This is a genomic window from Pseudomonas sivasensis, from assembly GCF_021391435.1.
GTDB classification, from domain to species: Bacteria; Pseudomonadota; Gammaproteobacteria; order Pseudomonadales; family Pseudomonadaceae; genus Aquipseudomonas; species Aquipseudomonas sivasensis.
The window spans coordinates 4,180,259-4,202,293 of record NZ_CP090029.1 but is presented as its reverse complement, the minus strand read 5'-3'; the positions used below and the strand labels follow the sequence as shown (position 1 = coordinate 4,202,293).

19 protein-coding genes are annotated in these 22,035 nt (G+C 60.8%); 15 read left to right on the top strand and 4 right to left on the bottom strand.

Annotation, left to right across the window (positions count from 1 at the left end; translation table 11 throughout):
• Window positions 1–260 precede the first annotated feature (260 nt).
• Window positions 261–1,184 carry a LysR family transcriptional regulator gene (locus LRO94_RS18810; protein WP_032886950.1) on the top strand — a complete coding sequence of 308 codons (924 nt, stop codon included), beginning with the start codon at window positions 261–263 and terminating at the stop codon, window positions 1,182–1,184.
• Between the two features lie 725 nt (window positions 1,185–1,909).
• Here LRO94_RS18810 and LRO94_RS18805 read toward each other — a convergent pair.
• Window positions 1,910–2,236, bottom strand: coding sequence for a DUF2388 domain-containing protein (locus LRO94_RS18805; protein ID WP_179178705.1), 327 nt, complete (start codon window positions 2,234–2,236; stop codon window positions 1,910–1,912).
• Between the two features lie 139 nt (window positions 2,237–2,375).
• Window positions 2,376–4,742: an outer membrane protein assembly factor BamA gene (bamA, locus tag LRO94_RS18800; RefSeq protein ID WP_179178706.1), complete on the bottom strand. Its 2,367-nt coding sequence runs from the start codon at window positions 4,740–4,742 to the stop codon at window positions 2,376–2,378.
• Between the two features lie 166 nt (window positions 4,743–4,908).
• Between bamA and LRO94_RS18795 the strand changes: the two genes are divergently transcribed.
• The 14 genes from LRO94_RS18795 to fecE all read left to right on the top strand — a co-directional run bounded on the left by LRO94_RS18795 (window position 4,909) and on the right by fecE (window position 19,324).
• Complete coding sequence (locus tag LRO94_RS18795) at window positions 4,909–5,592, top strand: response regulator transcription factor (protein ID WP_032886945.1); 684 nt, start codon at window positions 4,909–4,911, stop codon at window positions 5,590–5,592.
• The gene (locus tag LRO94_RS18790) at window positions 5,589–6,869 is read left to right on the top strand and encodes an ATP-binding protein (RefSeq protein WP_032886942.1); all 1,281 of its coding nucleotides are present in this window, start codon (window positions 5,589–5,591) and stop codon (window positions 6,867–6,869) included. The genes LRO94_RS18795 and LRO94_RS18790 overlap by 4 nt, the downstream gene beginning before the upstream one ends.
• Window positions 6,870–6,926: 57 nt before the next feature.
• Complete coding sequence (locus tag LRO94_RS18785; RefSeq protein ID WP_032886940.1) at window positions 6,927–7,367, top strand: hypothetical protein; 441 nt, start codon at window positions 6,927–6,929, stop codon at window positions 7,365–7,367.
• Between the two features lie 227 nt (window positions 7,368–7,594).
• Window positions 7,595–8,263, top strand: coding sequence for a GntR family transcriptional regulator (locus tag LRO94_RS18780; RefSeq protein WP_032886938.1), 669 nt, complete (start codon window positions 7,595–7,597; stop codon window positions 8,261–8,263).
• 64 nt (window positions 8,264–8,327) lie between these two features.
• Entirely contained in the window at window positions 8,328–9,134 is an 807-nt protein-coding gene (locus LRO94_RS18775) for an ABC transporter substrate-binding protein (protein ID WP_032886935.1), read from the top strand.
• 12 nt (window positions 9,135–9,146) lie between these two features.
• Window positions 9,147–9,923: an amino acid ABC transporter permease gene (locus tag LRO94_RS18770; protein WP_032886933.1), complete on the top strand. Its 777-nt coding sequence runs from the start codon at window positions 9,147–9,149 to the stop codon at window positions 9,921–9,923.
• 2 nt (window positions 9,924–9,925) lie between these two features.
• Window positions 9,926–10,705: an amino acid ABC transporter ATP-binding protein gene (locus tag LRO94_RS18765; RefSeq protein ID WP_032886930.1), complete on the top strand. Its 780-nt coding sequence runs from the start codon at window positions 9,926–9,928 to the stop codon at window positions 10,703–10,705.
• Window positions 10,706–10,727: 22 nt separating this feature from the next.
• Complete coding sequence (locus LRO94_RS18760) at window positions 10,728–12,338, top strand: gamma-glutamyltransferase family protein (RefSeq protein ID WP_122752879.1); 1,611 nt, start codon at window positions 10,728–10,730, stop codon at window positions 12,336–12,338.
• 204 nt (window positions 12,339–12,542) lie between these two features.
• Complete coding sequence (locus LRO94_RS18755; protein WP_032886925.1) at window positions 12,543–13,025, top strand: Lrp/AsnC family transcriptional regulator; 483 nt, start codon at window positions 12,543–12,545, stop codon at window positions 13,023–13,025.
• Between the two features lie 81 nt (window positions 13,026–13,106).
• Entirely contained in the window at window positions 13,107–15,512 is a 2,406-nt protein-coding gene (locus LRO94_RS18750; RefSeq protein ID WP_179178707.1) for a TonB-dependent receptor, read from the top strand.
• A gap of 138 nt (window positions 15,513–15,650) precedes the next feature.
• Window positions 15,651–16,571 (top strand): Fe(3+) dicitrate ABC transporter substrate-binding protein, encoded by a 921-nt coding sequence (locus LRO94_RS18745; RefSeq protein ID WP_032886920.1) that lies wholly within the window; start codon window positions 15,651–15,653, stop codon window positions 16,569–16,571.
• Window positions 16,572–16,573: 2 nt separating this feature from the next.
• Window positions 16,574–17,563 carry an iron-dicitrate ABC transporter permease FecC gene (fecC, locus tag LRO94_RS18740; RefSeq protein WP_032886919.1) on the top strand — a complete coding sequence of 330 codons (990 nt, stop codon included), beginning with the start codon at window positions 16,574–16,576 and terminating at the stop codon, window positions 17,561–17,563.
• Window positions 17,560–18,528 carry an iron chelate uptake ABC transporter family permease subunit gene (locus LRO94_RS18735; protein ID WP_032886918.1) on the top strand — a complete coding sequence of 323 codons (969 nt, stop codon included), beginning with the start codon at window positions 17,560–17,562 and terminating at the stop codon, window positions 18,526–18,528. The genes fecC and LRO94_RS18735 overlap by 4 nt, the downstream gene beginning before the upstream one ends.
• A 4-nt stretch (window positions 18,529–18,532) precedes the next feature.
• The gene (fecE, locus tag LRO94_RS18730; RefSeq protein WP_179178708.1) at window positions 18,533–19,324 is read left to right on the top strand and encodes a Fe(3+) dicitrate ABC transporter ATP-binding protein FecE; all 792 of its coding nucleotides are present in this window, start codon (window positions 18,533–18,535) and stop codon (window positions 19,322–19,324) included.
• A gap of 453 nt (window positions 19,325–19,777) precedes the next feature.
• Here the strand turns inward: fecE and LRO94_RS18725 are convergent, their stop codons facing one another.
• Together LRO94_RS18725 and LRO94_RS18720 are read right to left on the bottom strand one after the other, a co-directional pair.
• Window positions 19,778–20,707: a sulfonate ABC transporter substrate-binding protein gene (locus tag LRO94_RS18725; protein WP_179178709.1), complete on the bottom strand. Its 930-nt coding sequence runs from the start codon at window positions 20,705–20,707 to the stop codon at window positions 19,778–19,780.
• On the bottom strand, window positions 20,704–22,035 hold the full coding sequence (locus LRO94_RS18720) for an LLM class flavin-dependent oxidoreductase (protein WP_179178710.1): 1,332 nt from the start codon (window positions 22,033–22,035) through the stop codon (window positions 20,704–20,706). Before LRO94_RS18720 ends, LRO94_RS18725 begins: the two co-directional genes overlap by 4 nt.

Genomic DNA, 22,035 nt, shown 5'->3' with positions numbered 1-22,035 from the left:
TCGATCGCTCTTGGCGTCGACGTTGATTGCACGCTACCGCAGAGTGACGAGGGTAATAAGCCGTCAGCCAGGTCTAACTGATATACCGAAATTCTATAGCTTGTCTTGCAGCCCCTACGGGCTGGGGGATACAGCCGGCTATAAAGCCATTAGGCCCCATGCGACGCGGGCCCTGTGGCATTCCAGGAAACGCTAATGCGTTTACACTCATACTACTTTCGACGCATTTCGCGCCGAGCCCGACTTTGACTGGCCTGGTAATGGATGTCGTTCAACTCAAAACCTTGATTCACGTGGCCGAGCTAGGCAGTCTCAGCAAGGCCTCAGACCGGCTTCACATCGCACAACCGGCACTCAGCCGACAAATTCGAATGCTGGAAAAAGAACTCGGTACCTACCTGTTTGATCGACATGGACGAGGCATGGAGATTACCGATGCTGGTCGCGAGGTGCTGGCGCATGCCACTCGAATCATGGAGGAAATGGAATCCATTCGAAGTTCGGTGGTGGGCGGAAAGACCTCTTTTCGGGGAACGGTCGTCATCGGTACGACGCCGACGGTAGCGGAAATTGTCACCGTTCCTTTAGTGCGCAAAATCAAAGAGGCGCATCCGAATCTTGCCGTCAGATTTTCCTCGGCCTTCAGCGGTTATCTGCTGGATTGGGTTCAGCGTGGCGAATTGGAACTGGCGATTTCTTACGATCCCCAACCCCTGCATACGCTGCGTATCGTGCCGGTAATGATGGAAAACTTGCTGCTGGTCGGACCTGCCAGTGCCAAGCTGCGCCTGGATGTGCCGGTGTCATTCGAGTCTTTGGCCGAGCAGCAGTTGGTGTTGCCAAGCGCCCGCCACAGTCTTCGCGTGATTCTGGATAATTGTGCGCGAGAAGTCGGCATCAAGCTCAAAACCAGCGTTGAAGCTGACTCCTTCGGCGCGATGATTGACCTGGTTCGTAATGGCTTCGGTTTGACAGCTTTGCCACTGGCATCGATTTATACGCAGATTGAATCGGGAGTGCTCAGTGCTGCACCTTTGGTCGACCCTATTCCCATGCGTAAATTGGTCCAGGTATTTCCCGCGGACAGGCGAGTCAGCCCGGCTGCAAAATTTGTTGGGGATGCGTTCATCGAGATTGCTGCCGATCTAGTAGGTCGCGAAATCTGGGCAGGGCACATGCTTTGAACAACATCAATCCTCGACCATGAACCTATGAAGGAAACCCCTGTTGTGTGAGTTCACGCCGCTTTTGGCCCTTTTTCGCGCTGCCTTTGGCACCAATCCTGTCTGATATTTCTCTTCCTTTCTCAGCTTTTTCGCATGTCAGATAGCCTTGCCAAAAGCCCTGTTTCCGGGCGATTAGGGCGTTTTTCCTCACCGGCTCCGCGGCGCTAAACCCTGGAAGCTCAGTTCCGATTCTTCGTTCTTAAAGGTCACCATCCAACATCCGCGAAACCGGCTGTACGTCACGCGGGCCGTGCCTTTGAAGACAAACGGAAGCAGCGAAAGCCGGACTTCCGATTGTGCGCTAGGGAAACGGAACAGAGCGCGGGGAGGGCGCATCTATTCGAATTGATTGCTGACGGGCTGTGGGCCTCCTGAAGACCCTTTGATCACAAGGCCCAGGGGCCGATTTGGAATCAAACAATCGCGTTCGAGAGCCTGCCTCATACCTCCAAATTCGACGTTTTTGGGCCCAAACCGCAGTGCCAAACAGACCGCAAATTCACCCGACTTCTTGCTGTTTTGGTGACAAACCATTTTGCAGGTAGTTGGCACCGATTGAGTGCCGCTGAACCCTCGAAAGATCCGTCGGCCAAGGCTTCTAGCGGTCAGCTCGGAATCTCTTGCAAGGTCCTGGTCGGTGCCAAATCCGCTGCTAACTCACAGCGCTATACCGAGAGGTTCGCTCAGTACGTTGTGGCGATGACCTGTGCTAATTGCATATCAGGCATGAACGGTGGGCTGTAGGTCGAGTGATAGTACCTGGACGCCTGCTCAAACTGGGCGCCGCGGATCTCGCCCTCTGAACCGATAAACGCCAGTGCATCGGCCTTGGCGGCGCCGAAATATTTGCTGGGATGACTTGTCACATCACTGGCGAAGGAGCTGAAGAAGGTGGGCCCCGATGTCGTCCAGAACATGGCGCGGTCGCCGGGTTTCTTGATCTCTCCTGCCATCGCTTGAGTGGCAAATAACGCCAGGCCTGCGATGGTTGCTGCCTTCCATGAGTCCATTCGTCGTCGCGCCCCTTTTGTTTAATCAGCCCAGAATAGCAGCGCAGGCGCGGTGATTTTGCTGGGCTGGAAAAATTTCCCATATCCGGCGCATCCATCTCGGCCAAGGAGAAGCTCAATCAGGCCTAACGCGCACGTATCAAAACGTTTGCCCCATGGAAAACTGGAACACCTGCTTATCTGCATTCTCCGGCGTTCGAATCGGATACGCCAAGTTCACACTCAGCGGCCCCAAAGGGCTGTACCACGTCACGCCCACGCCTACCGAGCTGGCCATCTGGCTCAAATCCACGCTGCCACAGCCCTGGGTGGTGCTGAGGTAGCACTTGTCCGAATACACCGTGCCTACATCCCAGAACACTGAGGTCCGTACAGATTTGTTGTCTTTGATAAACGGCACCGGGAACAGGTATTCCGCCCCGCCGGTTATCAGGATATTGCCGCCCAAAGCCTCGGTGTCGCGGTCGGTGTAGTACGCCTGGCCGGCGCTGGAGTAGGCGCCGGTGGCCGGGGTGTTGCGTGGGCCGAGGGTGCCACTTTCAAAACCACGCACACTACCTTCGCCGCCTGCCGTGTAGGTTTCGTAGAAGGGCAGGCTATCGGTCGAGCCATAGCCGCCGCCGTAGCCAAGCTTGGTATGGAAGCGCAGCGACGTGCTGTTGGTGATAGGCAGGAAGGTCTGCCCCGAGTAGTCGATCTTGTAGAAGCTCAGGTCGCTGCCGGGCACTGTCACCATCACGTTGAGGTTCTGTGAGTGTCCGCGGGTGGCCAGTACACCCTTATTCAGCGTCGATTCCGACCAGCCCAGGTTGGCCTTGAAGTTGGTGAACTCCTTGCCTTCGCGGTCGACGAAGTCGTAGATCTCGTCTGCGCTGTAGGTGCCCGGTTCAATGCTGTCGTGTTGCGCCGTGAGGCCAAAACTCAGGCGAGAGGTTTCGTTGATCGGGTAGCCCAGGGTTGTGCCAAGGCCAAAGCTATTGATTGCGTAATAGGAAACGCCATCATCGTAGTAGTCGTTGTAGTCAGTCTTGCTGTAGAACGCGTTGTAGCCCAGGCTCACGCCGTCGGGAGTGAAATAGGGGTCGGTAAAACCGATGTTGTATTTGCTCTGGTACGACGAGCGGGTCAGCCCCAGGCTGGCGTAATTACCGGTGCCCAGGAAGTTGCTCTGGCTGATCGAGCCGCCGAGGATCAGGCCCGAACTTTGGGCAAAGCCGACACTGGCGGTAATCGATCCAGACGCCTGTTCTTCCACGGCGTAGTTCACGTCCAGTTGGTCATCCACACCGGCCACCGCCGGCGTTTCCACGTTCACTTCCTTGAAGAAGCCCAGACGGTCAAGGCGCACTTTGGATTGGTCGATCAAGTAGGTCGACGCCCAGCCACCTTCCATCTGGCGCATCTCACGGCGCAGCACCTTATCGTCTGTCTTGGTGTTGCCACGGAAGTTGATCCGATTGACGTAAGCCCGCTTGCCGGGGTCGACGGCGAAGGTAACGTCAACCGTATGATCTTCCTCATGCACCTGCGGAACGCCGTTGACGTTGGCGAACGTATAGCCCTCGTTTCCCAGGCGACGGGTGATCAGCTCCGAAGTGGTGGTCATCAACTTGCGCGAAAACACCTGGCCCTTTTGTACCAGCAGCAGCGAATTGACCTGATCCTCAGGCACCTTCAGCTCACCACTCAGCTTCACCGAACGGACCCTGTATTTCTGACCTTCCTGGATGTTCACGGTGATATACACGTGTTTTTTGTCCGGGGTCATGGAGACTTGGGTCGAGGCGATATCCATGTTGATATACCCACGGTCCAGGTAGTAGGAGCGCAGCCGTTCGAGGTCGCCGGAGAGTTTTTCCCGAGCGTATTTATCGTCGTTCTTGAAAAATGACAGCCAGTTGCTGGTCTTGAGCGTGAACTGGTCGATCAGTGCTTCATCCGGGAATGCTGTATTGCCCACCACATTGATGTGCTGGATCGACGCCACTTCGCCTTCATCAATCTTGATCTTCACGCCCACGCGATTGCGCGGTTGGGGCACGACCTCAGTGTCGACCGAGGCCGAGTAGCGGCCCTGGGCAACATATTGGCGCTGCAATTCGTTGCGCACGCCTTCCAGCGTGGCCCGCTGGAAAATCTCGCCCTCAGCCAGGCCGGACTGCTTCATGCCTTTCATCAGGTCTTCGGTGGAGATTGCCTTGTTACTCTCGAACTCGATACTGGCAACCGAAGGCCGCTCAACTACATTAATAATCAGCACGTCGCCTTCGCGGCTAAGTTGAATGTCCTGGAAGAACCCGGTCTTGAACAGCGCGCGGGTCGAGTCCACCAGGCGCCGGTCATCCGCTTCATCGCCTACGTTCAGCGGCAATGCCCCGAACACACTGCCAGCAGAGACCCTTTGCAGGCCGTTGATTCGGATATCCGAGATTTTGAAACCCTGGGCGAGCACCAGTGAGGCATTGAGCAGCAGCGCAACCGAGCAGAGCAGGCGCGAAAAATTCATCAAGATCTTTTCCAGAATACAGCGCCGGCGCAGCCGGACGGGTGAACAGGCAGCTTAAGAGCGTGCGGCGTTTGGTGCGGTTAACCGAATGTCAAGTTAGGTAAAGGTTGGCCTGCAAAAACGCGCCAGGGCCAATAATGCGCGACCACCCACTGACGAGCTCGCGATGATCTCCGTACTGTTAGTCGACGATGACCAGGAACTCACTGGAATGCTGAGCCAATACCTGGAGCGCGAAGGATTTGCTGCGACCGCCGTGCACACGGGCGAGGAGGGTGAAGCAGAGGCGTTGTCGGGGCGCTACAGCATTGTGGTGCTGGACGTCATGCTGCCCCAGCGCTCGGGGATCGAGGTGCTCCGGCGCATTCGCGCCGTCAGCCAGGTGCCGGTGGTCTTGCTCACCGCCCGTGGCGACAACATCGACCGCATCACCGGCCTGGAACTAGGTGCCGATGATTATGTACCCAAGCCCAGCTCCCCCGGTGAGCTGGTCGCTCGCCTGCGCGCCATCATGCGCAGGGTGCAGCCAGCCGGCCAGCCGACCTCGGAGATGATCAAGACCGGCTCGCTGGTGTTGTGGCCGGGCAAGCGCCAGGCAATATGGAAAGGAGTTGAGCTGGGCGTGACCAGCACCGAGTTCAGCCTGCTCGAAGAGCTCGCCCGCAGTGCCGGGCAGGTGGTGAGTAAAAAGGACCTGTCGTTGAACGCCTTGGGTTGCCCGTTGACCCGCTACGACCGGCGTATCGACGTGCACATCAGCAGCATTCGGCAAAAACTCGGGCCACGCGCGGATGCCAAGGCGTGGATTCAAAGCGTGCGCGGCCTCGGCTACCTGTTGATTGCCGAATGACCAAGCCCAGCCTGCTGTTCTGGAAGCTGTTCCTGGCCTTCTGGTTGGCCACCAGCCTGACGTTCCTGGCGGGGGTCGGCGTGATTGAACTGGGCAGTTTTCGCGCGGGTGATCCGCACGTGGAAGCCATTCTTACCAGCGAAGAAAGACTGCTGGAGCAATTTGGTGTCGAAGCGGCCACCCAACTGCTTAACGTGTGGGAGCATCCCTCGGACGAGGCCATTGGGGTGTATGACAGCGCGGGCCACCTGGTGGCCGGTTCAACGGTGCTGAACCCGGTCTATGAGCGATCAATCATCAGTAAGGAAGGGCTGTCGCTGTCGGTCAAGTCCACCCATGCCCCCGACGATCACGGCAGGCCCTGGCGCCAGATTCCGCTGATTATCGGTACGCTGATGAGTGCGTTGTTCAGCGGTTATATGGCGTATTACCTGGCCTGGCCCCTGGCTCATCTTAAGCGGGCCATGAGCGACGCGGCCCAAGGGCGTTTTGAAACCCGGGTCAAGCCCGCCATGGGCAAGCGCCGAGATGAAATCGTCGACCTGGCCGAAGACTGCGACCGCATGGCCAACCAGCTGAAGGTGCTGGTGGAGGCTCAGCAGCACTTATTGCACGATATCTCCCATGAGCTGCGTTCACCCCTCACGCGCATACAGGCCGCTATCGGGTTGTTGCGCCAGGATGTGGCGCGCGTGGAAATGCTCGAACGCATCGAGCGCGAATCCGAGCGCATGGACACGCTGATCGAGGCGCTGCTCACCCTGGCTCGTCTGCAGGGGCGCCCCGAAAGCATTGAGCGTGACGCCGTGGACATCGTCGAGTTGCTGGGGATGATTGTCGAGAATGCGCAATTCGAAGCCGGCATCAAAGGCTGCCGCGTGCAACTTGGGGCATGTCCGCCATTTATTGCCTGTGTCAGCGGCGAATTGCTGTACCGCTGCTTCGAAAACGTGATCCGCAACGCTGTGCGCTACACACGGCCTGGCACCACGGTGCAGGTGTCGGCCCGGATCAGCAGCGATGGGAACCGCCTCTGCGTGCACATCACCGACCAGGGGCCGGGTGTCGAAAACCGCCGGCTGCGTAGCATTTTTAACCCGTTCGAGCGCGGTGCAGGGGACGCCAGCGTGGGCTTTGGCCTGGGCTTGGCCATTGCGGCCAGGGCAGTGCAAATGCATGGCGGCAACATTGTGGCGCGCAACGAGCCGGCCGGGGGACTGACGGTGGAGGTCAACCTGCACAGCGCGCGATCTTTACACGACATTACACTGGCTTGACCGCCCTGTACGTCGCACCTCTTTAGACTGGTCACCATTGATTGAGTGGAGGTGGCGATGTTTCAGGTGCATAAAAAAGGCTTTGTGCCCGGCAGGAAAATGGTCGATGGCCTGGTCCCTTATGACTTCTTTTGTGAAGACAGCCCGGCGATCAATCTGTTTGTGTTTACCGGCGCGGCCACGCCGGATGCGACCGTGCAGGAGCAGACTTTATGGGGTTTCACCCGGCTCGAACGTTTTGAAGCAATGACCGGCGCCCTGTTGAGCAACAAGCAGCACGCCGGATGGTTTCAAAGTGTCAGCGTCCTCACCGGACCCAGCCAGAACGGAACGCAGAGCGTGAAATTCCAGCGCGTGCTGAAGATCATCAAGCACGCCAGCGCCACCCGCAACGTCGACTACGAGATCCTGACTGACGAAGGCGACACCTACTTCACCCGTCAGACCGTTGCGCAAGACACCGCACAAACCATCATCTATTCGGCCGAATCCGTCTGATTCTGCACGGGCAGGTGGCTGTTACCGGCGACCGCACTGCCCCGGCACGGGGCATTTTCTGAGCCATTTGGTAGCACATTCCTACATCGTCTTTGCGCGTGCCGTCAGGCACTTGCGACCTATTTCATCCAAATCAATCACTTGGCTTACCCCATGAACGATTGGCACGCATTCTGCATTTTTGCATCCGTGGATAATTGGATACAAAAATTCAAAAGGTGCAGCCGATGCAGTTCGCCCCCGCTTACGTTGACCGCCAGCCTCTCACCGCCGAGGAGGAGGCCTACAAGTTCCTCCTCGACGCCATCTGCGGTGGCCGCTACCACAAGGGCGACCGGCTGATTGCTGAGGATATCGCCAGCGAGATCGGCATGAGCCGCATGCCGGTGCGCGAGGCGTTCCGTCGCCTGGACGCCCAGGGCCTGGTGACCTTGCGTCCCAACCGTGGCGCCATCGTCAGCGGCCTGGATATCGATGAACTGCACGAAGTGTTCGAGATGCGCAGCGCCCTGGAAGGTCTGGCGGTGCGCGTCGCGGTGGGCCGTATCGGTGAGCGGCAACTCGCCGCGCTGGAGCGCCTGCTCGACGAGATGGACGACTACCGCGATGAAAGCGCCGTGTGGGTCAGCCGTCATCGTGCCTTCCACGAATACCTGTGCAGCCTCAGCGGTCGCCCGCGCCTGATGAAGCAAATCTCGGCGCTGTACTCGCTGGTGGAGGCGCCCATGCGCTTGTGGTTGCAACACGGCGAAAAACCCCTCAGCGCGCGTCAGGAACACGCGGTGATCCTTGAGGCGATCCGCGCCGGTGATGGGGCACGCGCTGAAGCGGTGGTGCGCGAACACATCGAAGGCACCGTGCCCGCCCTGATCCAATTCCTGCAATCCGAACAATAAGAAAGCTGTCGTGTGTTGACGTTGAGTCCTGCCCCCGTTACTTAACGAACTGGAGTGTCTGGTCATGCATAAACGCCGTGCCTTGCTGATGGCTGTCTCCCTCGGCCTCTGTACCCAATGGGCTTTTGCTGCGCCCCAGGTGCCGGAGCGCCTGCAGAAAGTCGACAAACTCACCTACTGCTCGGGGATGGATTCACCGCCCCTGGTGTCCTTCGACGAAACCCAGCAACCGCGCGGGCTCACTGTCGATCTGGGGCTGGAAATAGCCAAACGCCTGGGCGATAAGCACGTGCAATGGCGGGTGATTCCGTTCTCCGGGCTGGTGCCGGCGTTGCTCGCCCAGCAGTGCGACATGATCGTTGACCAACTGTTCGACAAACCCGAGCGGCGCCAGGTGATCGACATCGTCAACTACATGTATTCCAGCCAGTCGGTGGTGGTGCCCAAGGGCAACCCCAAGGGCATCAAGACCCTGGATGACTTGTCCGGGCACAAGGTCGCGGTGCTCAACGGTTCGACCATCAAGACCCTGCTCGATACCCAGAATGAAAGCCTGACCAAGGCCGGCAAGCCGCCGATGAAACTGGTGGTCTACAACACCGACACCGATGCCTTTCAGGCCCTGCGCATCAGCCAGGTCGACGCATACGGCACCACCGTGGAAACCGCCGGCTACTACGCCGCAATGGCCCCGGATCTGTTCCAGGAAGGTGTGCCCGCGTTTAGCCGCATCCTCACCGGCCTGGGCATGCGCAAGGACGACCCGCAGCTCACCGCCGCCGTACAGCAGGTGATCAGCGACATGCGCAGCGACGGCAGCTACGTGCAATTGCTTAACAAATGGCATGTCAGCAGCGACACACTCGACTGAGGCGCACCGACGATGAATTTCAATTGGGATGTGTTCTGGCAGTACCTGCTCCAGCCCAGTGGGGTGTACCTCACCGGGCTGTGGCTGACCTGCCTGATCAGCATATTGGCGATGCTGCTGGGCTGTGCATTGGGTTTGGCGGCGGCGCTGTTGCGCCTGTCGAAGAACCCACTGCTGCACCTGCCGGTGCGCTTTTACGTGTGGTTGATGCGCGGCACACCGTTGCTGGTGCAGATCGTGTTTTTGTACACCGCACTGGCGGCCGGCGGGATTTTCCGCTTCGAAGACATCGAGCTGTTCGGCCTGATCGTTCCCGGCAATATCCAGGCAGCCATTATCGCCCTGGGCCTCAACGAAGGTGCGTACATGGCCGAGATCATCCGCGCCGGTATCGGCGCGGTGGATAAGGGCCAATACGAAGCGGGGCGTTCCCTGGGTATGGGCTTTGCCAAACTGATGCGGCGCATCGTGCTGCCCCAGGCGTTCCGCGTGATCGTGCCGCCGTTAGGCAATGAGTTCAACGTCATGCTCAAGAACACCACCCTGGTCAGCGTGATCGGCGTGCAGGAACTATTGCTTAGCACGCAGATGATCACCTCGGCGACCTTCCGCGTGTTCGAGCTGTACCTGGTGGTCGCCCTGTATTTCCTGACGCTGACCACCCTGTGGGGCTTCTTCCAGCGCTGGCTCGAAAATCGCTTCGGTCAGTCCGATCGACCTTCCTCGCCACCGCCGGCCGCCAGCCGTATGTTCGGTCGCAGCACCCTGAAATTGCTGAGGGGACGTTAACCATGGCGCACCAAAGTGAAGAGCTGATCATTGAGGCTTTGGATGTTCAGAAGTCGTTCGGCGAGTTGCAGATTCTCAAGGGTATCTCTCTGCAAGTGCGGCGGGGCGAAGTGGTGGTGCTGATCGGCGCCTCCGGCTCTGGCAAGACCACCTTTATCCGCTGCATCAACCTGCTCGAAGATATCCAGGGCGGACGCATTCGTGTCAACGGCCGCGCCATGGGCTATCGCGAACGCAGCGACGGCAGCCTGGTACGCGATTCGGAGCGCAACATCGCCCGTCAGCGCCGGGACATCGGCATGGTGTTCCAACGCTTCAACCTGTTCCCCCATATGACTGCGCTGGAAAATATCATCGAGGCGCCGATCCAGGTGCTCGGCACCCCGCGTGCCCTGGCGCTGGAACAGGCGCGCGGCTTGCTGGCGCGGGTCGGCCTGGCCGACAAAGCCGACCATTACCCGTCAATGCTCTCCGGCGGCCAGCAGCAAAGGGTAGCGATTGCCCGCGCGCTGGCGATGAAGCCCCAGGCCATGTTGTTCGACGAACCCACCAGTGCCCTCGACCCGGAAACCGTCGGCGAAGTCTTGCAGGTGATGAAGGAGCTGGCGGAGGAGGGCATGACCATGGTGGTGGTCACCCATGAAATGGGGTTTGCCCGTGAAGTGGCCGACCGCGTGGTGGTGCTCGATCAGGGCGAGCTCATCGAGCAGGGGCCGCCGGAACAGATCTTCAGCCACCCCAGCCATCCGCGTACCCGGGCCTTTCTCAGTCGCGTGTTATGACCCTTTTTGAAGAGCGTTTGCCATGTTGAAATTTTCTGCTCACGAGTACCCTTATCCGTCGCAACGCCAGAGCGTGTTTGCCCGTCGCGGCATGGTCGCCGCGTCGCAACCCCTGGCCGCTCAGGCCGGTATCGAAATCATGCAAAAAGGCGGCAACGCCATCGATGCCGCCATCGCTACGGCCGCCGCCCTGACGGTGGTAGAACCCACCGGTTGCGGCCTGGGCGGCGATGCGTTTGCCCTGGTCTGGTGCAAGGGCCAGTTGCACGGCCTGAACGGCAACGGCCACGCGCCGGCGGCCTTGAGTATTGAGGCGGTCAAGGCCGCCGGGCATGAACAGATGCCCCTGTATGGCTGGACCCCAGTCACGGTACCGGGTTGCCCGTCGGCGTGGGCTGAGTTGTCGCAACGCTTCGGCAAGTTGCCGTTCGCCGAGTTGCTGCAACCGGCGATTTCCTTGGCGCGGGAAGGCTTTGCGCTGTCGCCGGTGGTCGCCCATCAATGGCAGATATCCATGAACGAATTCAGCCCGCACCGTGACGAAGTGCTGGACGCGTGGTTCGATACCTTCCTGATCGACGGTCGCGCGCCACGCGCCGGTGAGATCTTCCGTAACACGGCCCAGGCCCGCACCCTGGAAGAACTGGCCGCTACCTGCTGCGAAAGCCTCTATCGCGGCGCGCTGGCCGAGCGCCTTGACGCCCACTCGCGCGCCAGTGGAGGCTACCTGCGCGCCAGCGACCTCAAGGATTACCGCGCGCAGTGGGTGGAGCCGATCCATATCAACTACCGCGGTGTGGATGTCTGGGAAATTCCGCCCAGCGGCCAGGGCCTGGTGGCGTTGATGGCGCTGAAAATCCTCGAAGGCTTCACCTTCGATCACCGCGACAGCCAGCAGACCTGGCATCGCCAACTGGAGGCGATGAAACTTGCCTACAGCGATGGGCTGCACTACATCACCGACCCCGCGCACATGCGCGTGGCGGTGGCCGACCTGCTCAGCGACGACTACAGCCGCCGCCGCCGTGACCAGATCAGCGAGCAGGCGCAGCCGCCCAAACCTGGCGACCCCCACGCCAGCGGCACGGTGTACCTGGCCACGGCGGACGCCGAAGGCAATATGGTCTCGTTTATCCAGAGCAACTACCACGGCTTCGGCTCCGGCGTTGTGTTGCCCGACAGCGGCATTGCGCTGCAGAACCGTGGGCAGGAATTCAGCCTCGACCCGGCCCATGCCAACCACCTGGCACCGGGCAAGAAGACCTTTCACACCATCATCCCCGGCTTCCTCACCCAGGACGGCCAGGCACTCGGCCCGTTCGGCGTGATGGGGGGGTATATGCAGCCCCAGGGTCATGTGCAGATGGTGATGAACCTGGTGGACTTCGGCCTCAACCCCCAGGCCGCGCTGGATGCGCCGCGCTGGCAATGGCTGGGTGACATGAAGGTTGGCATCGAACACGGCGCCTCGCGGGGCCTGGTCAATGCACTGGCGCGGCGTGGTCATACCGTGCAGACCGACAGCGACCTGACCGATTACGGGCGCGGGCAGATTATCCTGCGTGACCCGGTCAGCGGCGTGTTGTGTGGCGGCACCGAACCACGTGCGGATTCCCATATCGCGGTGTGGTAAGGCGCAGCATGCCCGGCCGCTGCGTGGCGACGGAACCCTTCGACATCACCGGAAACACCGGCGACAGGTGAATCAAAAACCCCATGAGACGCTCCATTTCTGCATGCTGAAGGAGTTGGGATAGTATTGAGGCCCTGGTCGTCATTGGTCTCTGAATCGAGGCTGTTTTCGATAAAATTTCTCACCCCGTCGAGCACGCACCGAATGGCCAAACCCGCTTCTTACACGCTGGACCTGGACGGCTTCGACTGGTCCATCCTGGCCCTGGTGCAGCGCGACAACGCCTTGCCCCTGCGTACTCTCGCCGAGAAGGTCAACCTCTCCACCGCCGCCGTGCAACGCCGCATCAAGCGCTTGGAAGAGGGTGGAGTGATCATCGCGAATGTGGCCCTGGTGGACCCGGTGAAGGCCGGCAAGCCGATCACCATCATTGCCGAGGTTTCCGTCGAACGTACCAGCATCGACGCGCTGTCGACGACCAAGGCCAGCTTCTCCGTGCCCCAGGTGCAACAGTGTTATTACGTCACCGGCGAAGCGGATTTCGTGCTGGTGCTGAACGTTGCCAGCATGCAGGAATACCAGGATCTCGCCGCCCGGCTGTTCGCCGAGAACCCCAACGTGAAGTGGTTCAAGACATTGGTGGCGCTGGATCGCGTCAAGGTAGGGCTGGAAGTGCCCATTGGCTAAAAAATAACTCTCGAAGCCTGTCCCCTTTTTTCACCTCGCCTGTCATTCCAGGCAAGTGAACAAAATCGAGAGCTTCCTCCAATGTCCGCAGTCCTACCCTTGCGTTTGCGCCCGTTGCTCAAACTGAGCCTGATGCTGAGCCTCAGCGCCAGCCCATTGTTTGTTCCTACAAGCTTTGCCGAGGACGCCGCCGCGCGTCGCAGCTATCAGGTGCCTGCCGGCAGCCTGAGCGCAGCGTTGACCCGTTTTGCCGGGTTGTCGGGCGTCAACCTGTCAGTGGATCCCGCGCTGGTCAGCGGGCGCAGCAGCAGTGGTTTATCCGGCGAATACGGCGTGGAGGAGGGCTTCGCGCGCTTGCTGCAAGGCTCTGGCCTGCAACTGCAACCCATGGGCGAGCAGGCCTATATGCTGGTGCCAGCGCCGGACGGCAGTACCCTGGAACTGGCGCCGACCTCTATCCTCGGCACCACCGGCCTGTACGACGGCGATACTTACGCCGGTGGCCAAGTGGCGCGCCGTGGTTCCCAAGGTTTGCTGGGCACGCGGGACTTCATGGAAACACCGTTCAGCATGACCACCTACACCGCCGATGCGGTGAAGAACCAGCAGGCGCGCACCCTCGGCGACCTGATCAACAGCGACCCCTCGGTACGCGCCACCAACCCGGCCGGTGGGCGTTATGAGCAGTTCACCATTCGTGGCTTCAGCCTGTTCAACAGTGATGTGTCGTACAACGGCCTCTATGGCGTATTGCCGACCTACACCATCGACATGGAAATGGCCGACCGCGTCGACATCTTCAAAGGCCCGACCCAACTGATCAACGGCATCTCGCCGCGTGGCAGTGTGGGCGGCGGCATCAACGTGGTGCCTAAGCGCGCCACCGACAAGGACATCACCTCGTTTACCGGCACCTGGGCCTCGGATAGCCAAGCCGGTGGCGCGGTGGACGTGGGCCGGCGCTTTGGCGAGGACAACAAGTTCGGCCTGCGTTTCAACGGCGTGAAGCAGTCCGGCGACACCGAATGGGATCACCAGAGTGTCGACCGCGAGATGGCCGTGCTGGGCCTGGATTTCCGGGGCGAGCGCCTGCGGTTGTCCACCGATATTGGCCGCACCGAACGGGATACCGATGCGCCCCAGGAACGTGTGCAGGTAGCGGCCGCCGCGCCGGTGCCGAGCGCCAACGATGTGCGCCGCAATTACGCGCAATCCTGGAGCAAGGCCCGCACCAAGGACACCTTCGGTACGGTGAATGCCGAATATGACCTGAGCGATTCGGTGATGCTCTACGGCGGTGTAGGCGCGCGTAAAAGTAATCACGAGTTCCTGCGCCATGCGGTGTCGGTGAGCAATGCGGCCGGTGACTTCCGCGTGCAGCCCCGGGATTTCACCCGTGATGAAAACGTGCGAACGGCCACGGCGGGTGTACGCAACTGGTTCCATACCGGGCCGGTGAGTCATGAGGTCAACCTGGCACTCAGCGACTTCTATATGGACTTCACTAACGGTGGCGCGCGTTATCCAGAAGGCACGAGCAATCTCTACAACCCTGTGCAAACCCCTACGCCGTCTACGGCCACGCGCCAGGATGCGAAGGTCTACACCGAAAACCGTTTCAGCGGCGTGGCCCTGTCTGACACCCTGGGCTTCTTCGAAGACCGCTTGTTGCTGACCCTTGGCGCGCGCTGGCAGCGGGTGAAAGTCGACGACTGGAGCGATGGGGTCAAAGGCAAAACCAACTACGACGAAGAAAAACTCTCGCCATCCGGTGGCTTGCTGTTCAAGGCCACCGACAAACTGTCGCTGTACGCCAACTACATGGAAGGCTTGAGCCAAGGCAAGATCGCGCCGTCCACGTCGCGCAACGAAAACGAGATCTTCCCGCCGTTTGTCAGTCGCCAGGTGGAAGTGGGCTCCAAGTACGACGCCGGTGCTTTCGGCGTGACGGCCGCCGTGTTCCGCATCAAGCAACCGGCCTACGAGACCAACGCCACGTCGAGGCTGTTCGGGCCTAACGGCAAGCGCGAAAACTCCGGTGCGGAACTGAGTGTGTTCGGCGAGCCGCTCAAGGGTGTGCGCCTGCTCGGCGGCGTGATGTACATCGACAGCAAACTCAAGGACACCACCAACGGCACCTACGACGGCAACCGCGCGCCGGCCACGCCCAAGTACAACGTCAACGTTGGCGCCGAATGGGACGTGCCGATGCTCGAAGGCCTGACCCTGACCAGCCGTGGCATCCACTCCAGCTCGCAGTACCTGGACCAGTCCAACGTCAAGGAAATCGACGCCTGGAACCGTATCGACGTGGGTGCACGGTATGGGTTCAAGGTCGACGATAAGCACATCACCCTGCGGGCGAATGTGGAGAACGTCGCCGATAAACGCTATTGGAGCTCGGCGGGTGCGTCGGATGACAGCGAGCCGGGGCTGACCCTGTCGACACCGCGCACCTATCTGCTCTCTGCCACCGTCGACTTCTAGACGCCGATCAAATGGGGGAGGGGCAAGTCCCCTCCCACAAATGAGAATGTTTTTTGATCACGCCGCTCTGATATGGAATAGTACCCGCCGTTTTCCCCAGCCGGTCCAGCTGGGGTGTTTTAACGCCGAGGTCCCTTCATGCAACTGTTGCGCTCCATCCCCATCCTTGCTGCCTGCCTGCTGGCGTTCTCTTCAAGCCTGTTAAGTGCTGCCCCCATCGATCTCAACGACGGCCAGCACGCTGTGCATCTGCCCGATGCGCCCAAGCGTGTGGTGGTGCTGGAGTTCTCCTTTCTCGATAGCCTCGCCGCCGTTGACGTGACCCCGGTCGGTGCAGCGGATGATGGCGACGCCAACCGCGTCTTGCCCCGTGTGCGCCAGGCCATCGGCCAGTGGACGTCAGTGGGCCTGCGTTCGCAGCCGAGTATCGAGGAAATCGCCCGGCTCAAGCCGGACTTGATCGTCGCCGACCTCAATCGCCATCAAGCGCTGTACAGCGACTTGGCCAGCATCGCGCCAACCTTGTTGCTGCCTTCGCGCGGTGAGGACTATGAGGGCAGCCTCAAGTCCGCCGAGCTGATCGGTAAGGCCTTGGGCAAAAGCCCGCAGATGGAAGCGCGCATCGCCCAGAACCGCGCGAACCTGACAAAAATTGCCCAACAGATTCCCGCCGGTGCCAGCGTGCTCTTCGGTGTCGCCCGCGAAGACAGCTTTTCGGTGCACGGCCCGGATTCGTACGCTGGCAGCGTGCTCCAAGCCATCGGCCTGAAAGTGCCTTCGGTGCGCGCCAATGCCGCCCCCACCGAATTCGTCAGCCTGGAACAACTGCTGGCCCTTGACCCCGGTTGGTTGCTGGTCGGCCATTACCGTCGCCCGAGCATCGTCGACACTTGGAGCAAGCAGCCACTCTGGCAAGTGCTCGGTGCCGTGCGTAACAAGCACGTGGCCGAAGTGGATGGCGACAGCTGGGCGCGCAACCGTGGCGTGCTCGCTTCGGAGCAGATCGCCGAAGACGCCTTGGCGATTCTCAAGGGCGGCAACGCCGTACTGAGCCAATAAACATGGCGCGTAGTCTCGCGGCGGCGGGCATTGTGCTGCTCGGCGCCGTGCTGTTCTGGTTGTCGTTGTACAGCTGGTCACCGTTCACCCTGACTGCGACAGATGCGTGGAATGGCTTGGTTCATCAAGGTGCTGTCGGCGGCAATATGGCATATATCGTTGCCCAATTGCGGGTGCCGCGCGCGGTGTGTGCGGCGCTGGTGGGTGCTTGCCTGGGCCTTGCCGGGGCACTGATGCAAGGCATCACCCGTAACCGCCTGGCCTCGCCGTCGTTATTTGGCGTGACGGCGGGAGCGGCGTTGGGGCTGGCGTTGTTTTCGACAGGATTGGTTGCACCGCCGTTTGCCGGTGGCGCCTTGCTGATGACCTGCATCGGTGGCGCGTTGGCCTGGGTCACGGTGTTCAGCCTCGGTGGCGCCTGGTCGCCGACCACGGCCCAAGGTCGCTTGGTATTGGCCGGCGTGGCGGTGGCGGCGTTGTGCGCTGCCTTGACCCGGCTCACGGTGATTCTGGTGGAGGCTCAGGCGCAAAGCGTATTGAACTGGCTGGCCGGCTCCCTCGCCAATGTGGGCGCTGCCCAAGTGCAACTGCTGTGGCCGTGCACCTTGATCGGTGGCCTGTGGGCGCTGTGGTGTGCGCCACGCCTGAACCTGATCAACCTTGGCGAAGACGCCGCCCGCTCGTTGGGCGTGGGCATCGCCAGCCTGCGCTTGCAGGTGTTCATTGCCAGCCTGTTGCTGGTGGGCGCCAGTGTCTGCGCGGTGGGGCCGATTGGTTTTGTCGGCTTGATTGCGCCGAATATCCTGCGCCAGTTTCTCGGCAATGATTACCGCTGGCTGATCCCGCTGAGTGCGGCGTTGGGCGCGGTGATCGTGCTCGGCGCCGACCTGCTCAGCCGCGCCGTGGCCTTTCCGGTGGAAACCCCGGCCGGTGTAGTCACTGCGCTGATCGGCGCACCGTTCTTTCTGTTTCTTGCCAGGCGCGCCCTATGATCCGCCCACGTTTTCGCCTGTGGTTGCTGCTCGGCCTGTTGCTGCTGGCGACCTTCGTCAGCCTCAGCGCCGGCACGTTGTGGCTCAAGCCCGCGACCGTCTTCGATCGCCTGCTGGCCCATGACGCCCTCGACTTCGAAGTGTGGAACCACCGCCTGCCGCGCAGCCTGATCGCCATCCTCGCAGGCGCAGCCTTCGGCCTGGCCGGTGCGATCGTGCAAGGCGTGATCCGCAACCCGCTGGCCTCGCCGGAAATCCTCGGCGTGACCCAAGGCGCGGGGTTGGCGCTGACCGTGGCGATCATCAGTTGGCCGCACCTGCCGATTGCCTGGCTGCCGTTGGTGGCCTGCCTGGGCGGTGCCGGCGGCGCTTTGCTGCTGGCGTTGTACAACACCGGCGTGAGTTTTTCCGGTGTGCGCTTCGCGCTGTCCGGGGTGGCGATTGCGGTGACCTTGTCCAGCGTCACCGAGTTTCTGATCCTGTCCCATCCGCTGGATATCAACACCGCGCTGCTCGCGCTCACCGGCAGCCTCTGGAGCCGCAACTGGCACCATGTGGCGCTGGTGTTGCCGTTCCTGCTGCTGATCCCGTTGGGGCTATGCCTGGCCAAACCGCTGAACCTGATCGCCCTCGGTGATGAAGCGGCTCATAGCCTGGGGACCGCATTGAGTCGCACGCGCTGGCTGGCGATGGCGTGCGCGGTGCTGCTCACCAGCCTGGGCGTAGGCGTGATCGGGCCGATTGGGTTTATCGGTCTGGTCGCACCGCACATGGCGCGGCGGCTGGTGGGCGGGCATCACCAGTACCTGCTGCCGGCGGCGATGCTGGTCGGCGCGCTGTTGCTGGTGCTGGCCGACACCCTCGGGCGCACGTTGATCGCGCCCAGCGAAATCCCCGCCGGGGTGCTGACGGCGGTGATTGGCGCACCGTATTTTCTTTGGTTGCTGGCACGGTTCAAGGGTTGATGACATGAGTATTCTCCAGGCCCGCGAGCTTGATATCGGCTACGGCGGCACACGCATCGTGCAGGGGCTTTCGTTTGTGCCACCGGTGGGAAAAGTCACCGCGCTGATCGGGCCCAACGGCTGCGGCAAGTCCACGTTGCTCAAGGCCTTTGCGCGCATTCTCAAACCTACGCAGGGTGAACTGACGCTCGACGGCCAGCCTTACAGCGCCTTGTCCGCCCGCCAGCTGGCACGGCAGATCGCGTTTCTGCCCCAGGTATTGCCGGTGCCGGAAGGCGTCAGCGTGCGCCAGTTGGTTGCCTACGGCCGCAGTCCTCACAACTCATTGTGGGGACGCCTCAGCGGCAGCGATCAATCCCAGGTAAACCAGGCCCTGCAGCGCCTGGAACTGGACAACCTGGCCGACCGCGCCCTGGCGGATCTGTCCGGTGGCCAGCGCCAACGCGCGTGGCTGGCGATGGTGCTGGCGCAGAACGCGCCGGTGGTATTGCTGGATGAACCGACGACCTATCTCGACATCAGTCATCAGGTCGAACTCATGGACTTGATGTGCGAACTGGCCGCCGAAGGCAAGACCGTGATCACCGTGCTCCACGACATCAACCAGGCGTGCCGCTATGCCGATCATTTGGCGGTGATGCACGGCGGTCATCTGGTCACCGATGGCGCGCCGGGCCAGGTGATCAGTGCGCAGTTGATGCGGGAGGTCTTTGAGGTGCAGGTGCAGATCATCAATGAGCCGGTTTCCGGTACCCCGATGTGCGTCGTCGAAAAAAGCACCCGTACTCAAGCCTGACGCGTTAAAAATGTGGGAGGGGGCTTGCTCCCGATAGCGCTGAGTCAGTACAAGCTGTTCCAACTGAACCACCGCCATCGGGAGCAAGCCCCCTCCCACATTTTGATCTTTAGGGGGGCAGTTACTTAGCTTTATCTTTACGCATTTACGATCAACACATTGCCGGACTGGAATCCACTCAACTGTGGGAGGGGGCTTGCTCCCGATGGCGGTGCTTCAGTTGGAATATCAAGTGACTGACACCCCGCCATCGGGAGCAAGCCCCCTCTCACATTTTGATCTTTAGGGGGGCAGTTACTTAGCTTTAACTTTACGCATTCACGATCAACACATTGCCGGACTGGAATCCACTCAACTGTGGGAGGGGGCTTGCTCCCGATTGCAGTGCAACAGCCAAAACATCAAGTGACTGACTCAGCGCTATCGGGTGCAAGCCCCTCTCACATTTTGATTTCAGTGGACTTCGGATTTCCACACGGCCTGCTTCACCTCAATCGCCTTGGGCAACAACCGGTTCTGGAAGAACAAATCCGCCGTCGCTTGCTGCGCCTGAATAATCCCCTCATCAATCGGCAAAATCGGCGATGGCGGGCGGTTATCCATATAGCGGGCGATCACGTCACCGGGCAGGCCCATGAAGGCTGTCAGTACCTTCAAACTGTCCTCACGCTGGCTGCGGGTCAGTGCTTCGGCGTTGGTCAACTCACCCAGCAGATCATGGATAAATCCACCGTTGGCCTGGGCATATTCACGCCGCGCGGTGTACACCGGTCCCGACAACCCCAAGCCTTCACCATTGGCCAGCACATGGCTGGGGCTCTGGCTCAAGGCGAGGGACGAGTAGGGCTCCCAGATCGCCCAGGCATCCACGCTGCCTTGTTCGAACGCCGCGCGGGCATCGGCGGGTGGCAGGTACACCGGCTGGATGTCCTTGTAGCTAAGGCCCGCTTTGTTCAGCGCGCGCAGGATCAGGTTGTGGGAGCTGGAGCCTTTCTGGAAGGCAACTTTCTTGCCTTTCAAATCCGCCACCGAATGCAGTGGGCTGTCATTGCGCACCAGAATGGTTTCGGCGCTGGGCTTGGGCGGCTCGGCGCCGATATACACCAAGTCGGCGCCCGCCGCCTGGGCGAACAGCGGCGGGATGTCGCCGGTGGAGCCCACATCCAGTGCGCCCACGTTGAGCGCTTCAAGCATCTGCGGGCCGGCGGGGAATTCGATCCACTTCACATCCGTCTGCGGGAAGCGTTTTTCCAACAGACCATGTTCTTTGGCCAGGACTAGGGCGATGGAGCCTTTCTGGTAGCCGATGCGCAGGGTGTCCGGCTCGGCCGCCCACGCGGTTTGGGTCATCAGTAAGACCAACAACAGTGTCGGGATCTTCATGCCGGAGTCTCCTTGAAGCGATTTTCCGGGCGCGCCAAACCGAGGTTTTCCCGCAAGGTCGTGCCGGTGTATTCGGTGCGCAACAGGCCACGCCGTTGCAGTTCAGGCACCACCCACTGGGCGAAATCCTCCAGCCCACCGGGCAGATGAGGCACCAGGATATTGAAACCATCCGCCGCGCCGTTTTCGAACCAGTTTTGCAGCTCATCGGCAATCTGCGCGGGCGTGCCGATCAGGCTGTAATGCCCGCGACCACCAGCGATGCGCCGCCCCAGCTGTCCCAGGCTCAACTGTTCGCGATGAGCCAAATCACTGAGCAATTGCTGACGGCTCCGTTGCCCGCTGTCGGTCAATGGCAGCTCCGGCAACGGCCCATCCAGTGGGTACCCTGACAGGTCGAAATTGCCCAGCATGCGCCCCAGCAAGGCAACGCCGACTTCGGGCTCCACGAGATCCTGGAATGCCTCGAATTTTGCCTGGGCCTCGGCCTCGGTGTGCCCGACCACCACAAACACGCCGGGCATGATTTTCAGCGAATCCGACTGACGTCCATACCCGTCCAGGCGCCCTTTGAGATCAGCATAAAATGCCTGGGCATTGGCCAGCGAAGTCTGTGCGGTAAACACCACCTCGGCGGTCTGTGCCGCCAAATCGCGGCCCGTTTCCGAAGAACCCGCCTGCACGATCACCGGCTGGCCTTGAGGCGAGCGCGCCACGTTCAGCGGGCCTTTGACCCGGAAGTGTTCGCCCACATGATCGAGCACATGCCGCTTCGTCGGCTCGTAGTAGGTGCCGCTGGCTTTGTCGCGCACGAAGGCGTCGTCTTCCCAGCTGTCCCAAAGGCCCGTCACCACCTTATGAAACTCGCGGGCGCGGCTGTAGCGCTCGGCATGGCCCACGTGTTCATCGCGGCCGAAATTTTGCGCCTCTGCAGCAGCGTCCGACGTCACCAGGTTCCAACCCGCCCGCCCCCCTGACAGGTGATCCAGCGAGGCGAATTTGCGCGCCACATGGTAGGGCTCGTTGTAGGTGGTGGTCGCCGTGGCAATCAGGCCGATATGCTCCGTCACCGCACTCAACGCCGAGAGCAGGGTCAGCGGCTCGAAATGATCCGATCGCGCCATATGGCTGGCGATCTCGCCCGTGGGCGCGGCAATGCTGTCGGCTACGAACAGTGCATCGAACCTGGCCGCTTCGGCCACCCGCGCCAAGTGTTTGTACTGGGCGAAATCCAGCCCGGCATTTGCCGGTACGTCCGGATGGCGCCACGCGGCCACATGGTGCCCGGTGGCCATGAGAAAGGCGCCGAGTTTCAGCTGACGGCTCAT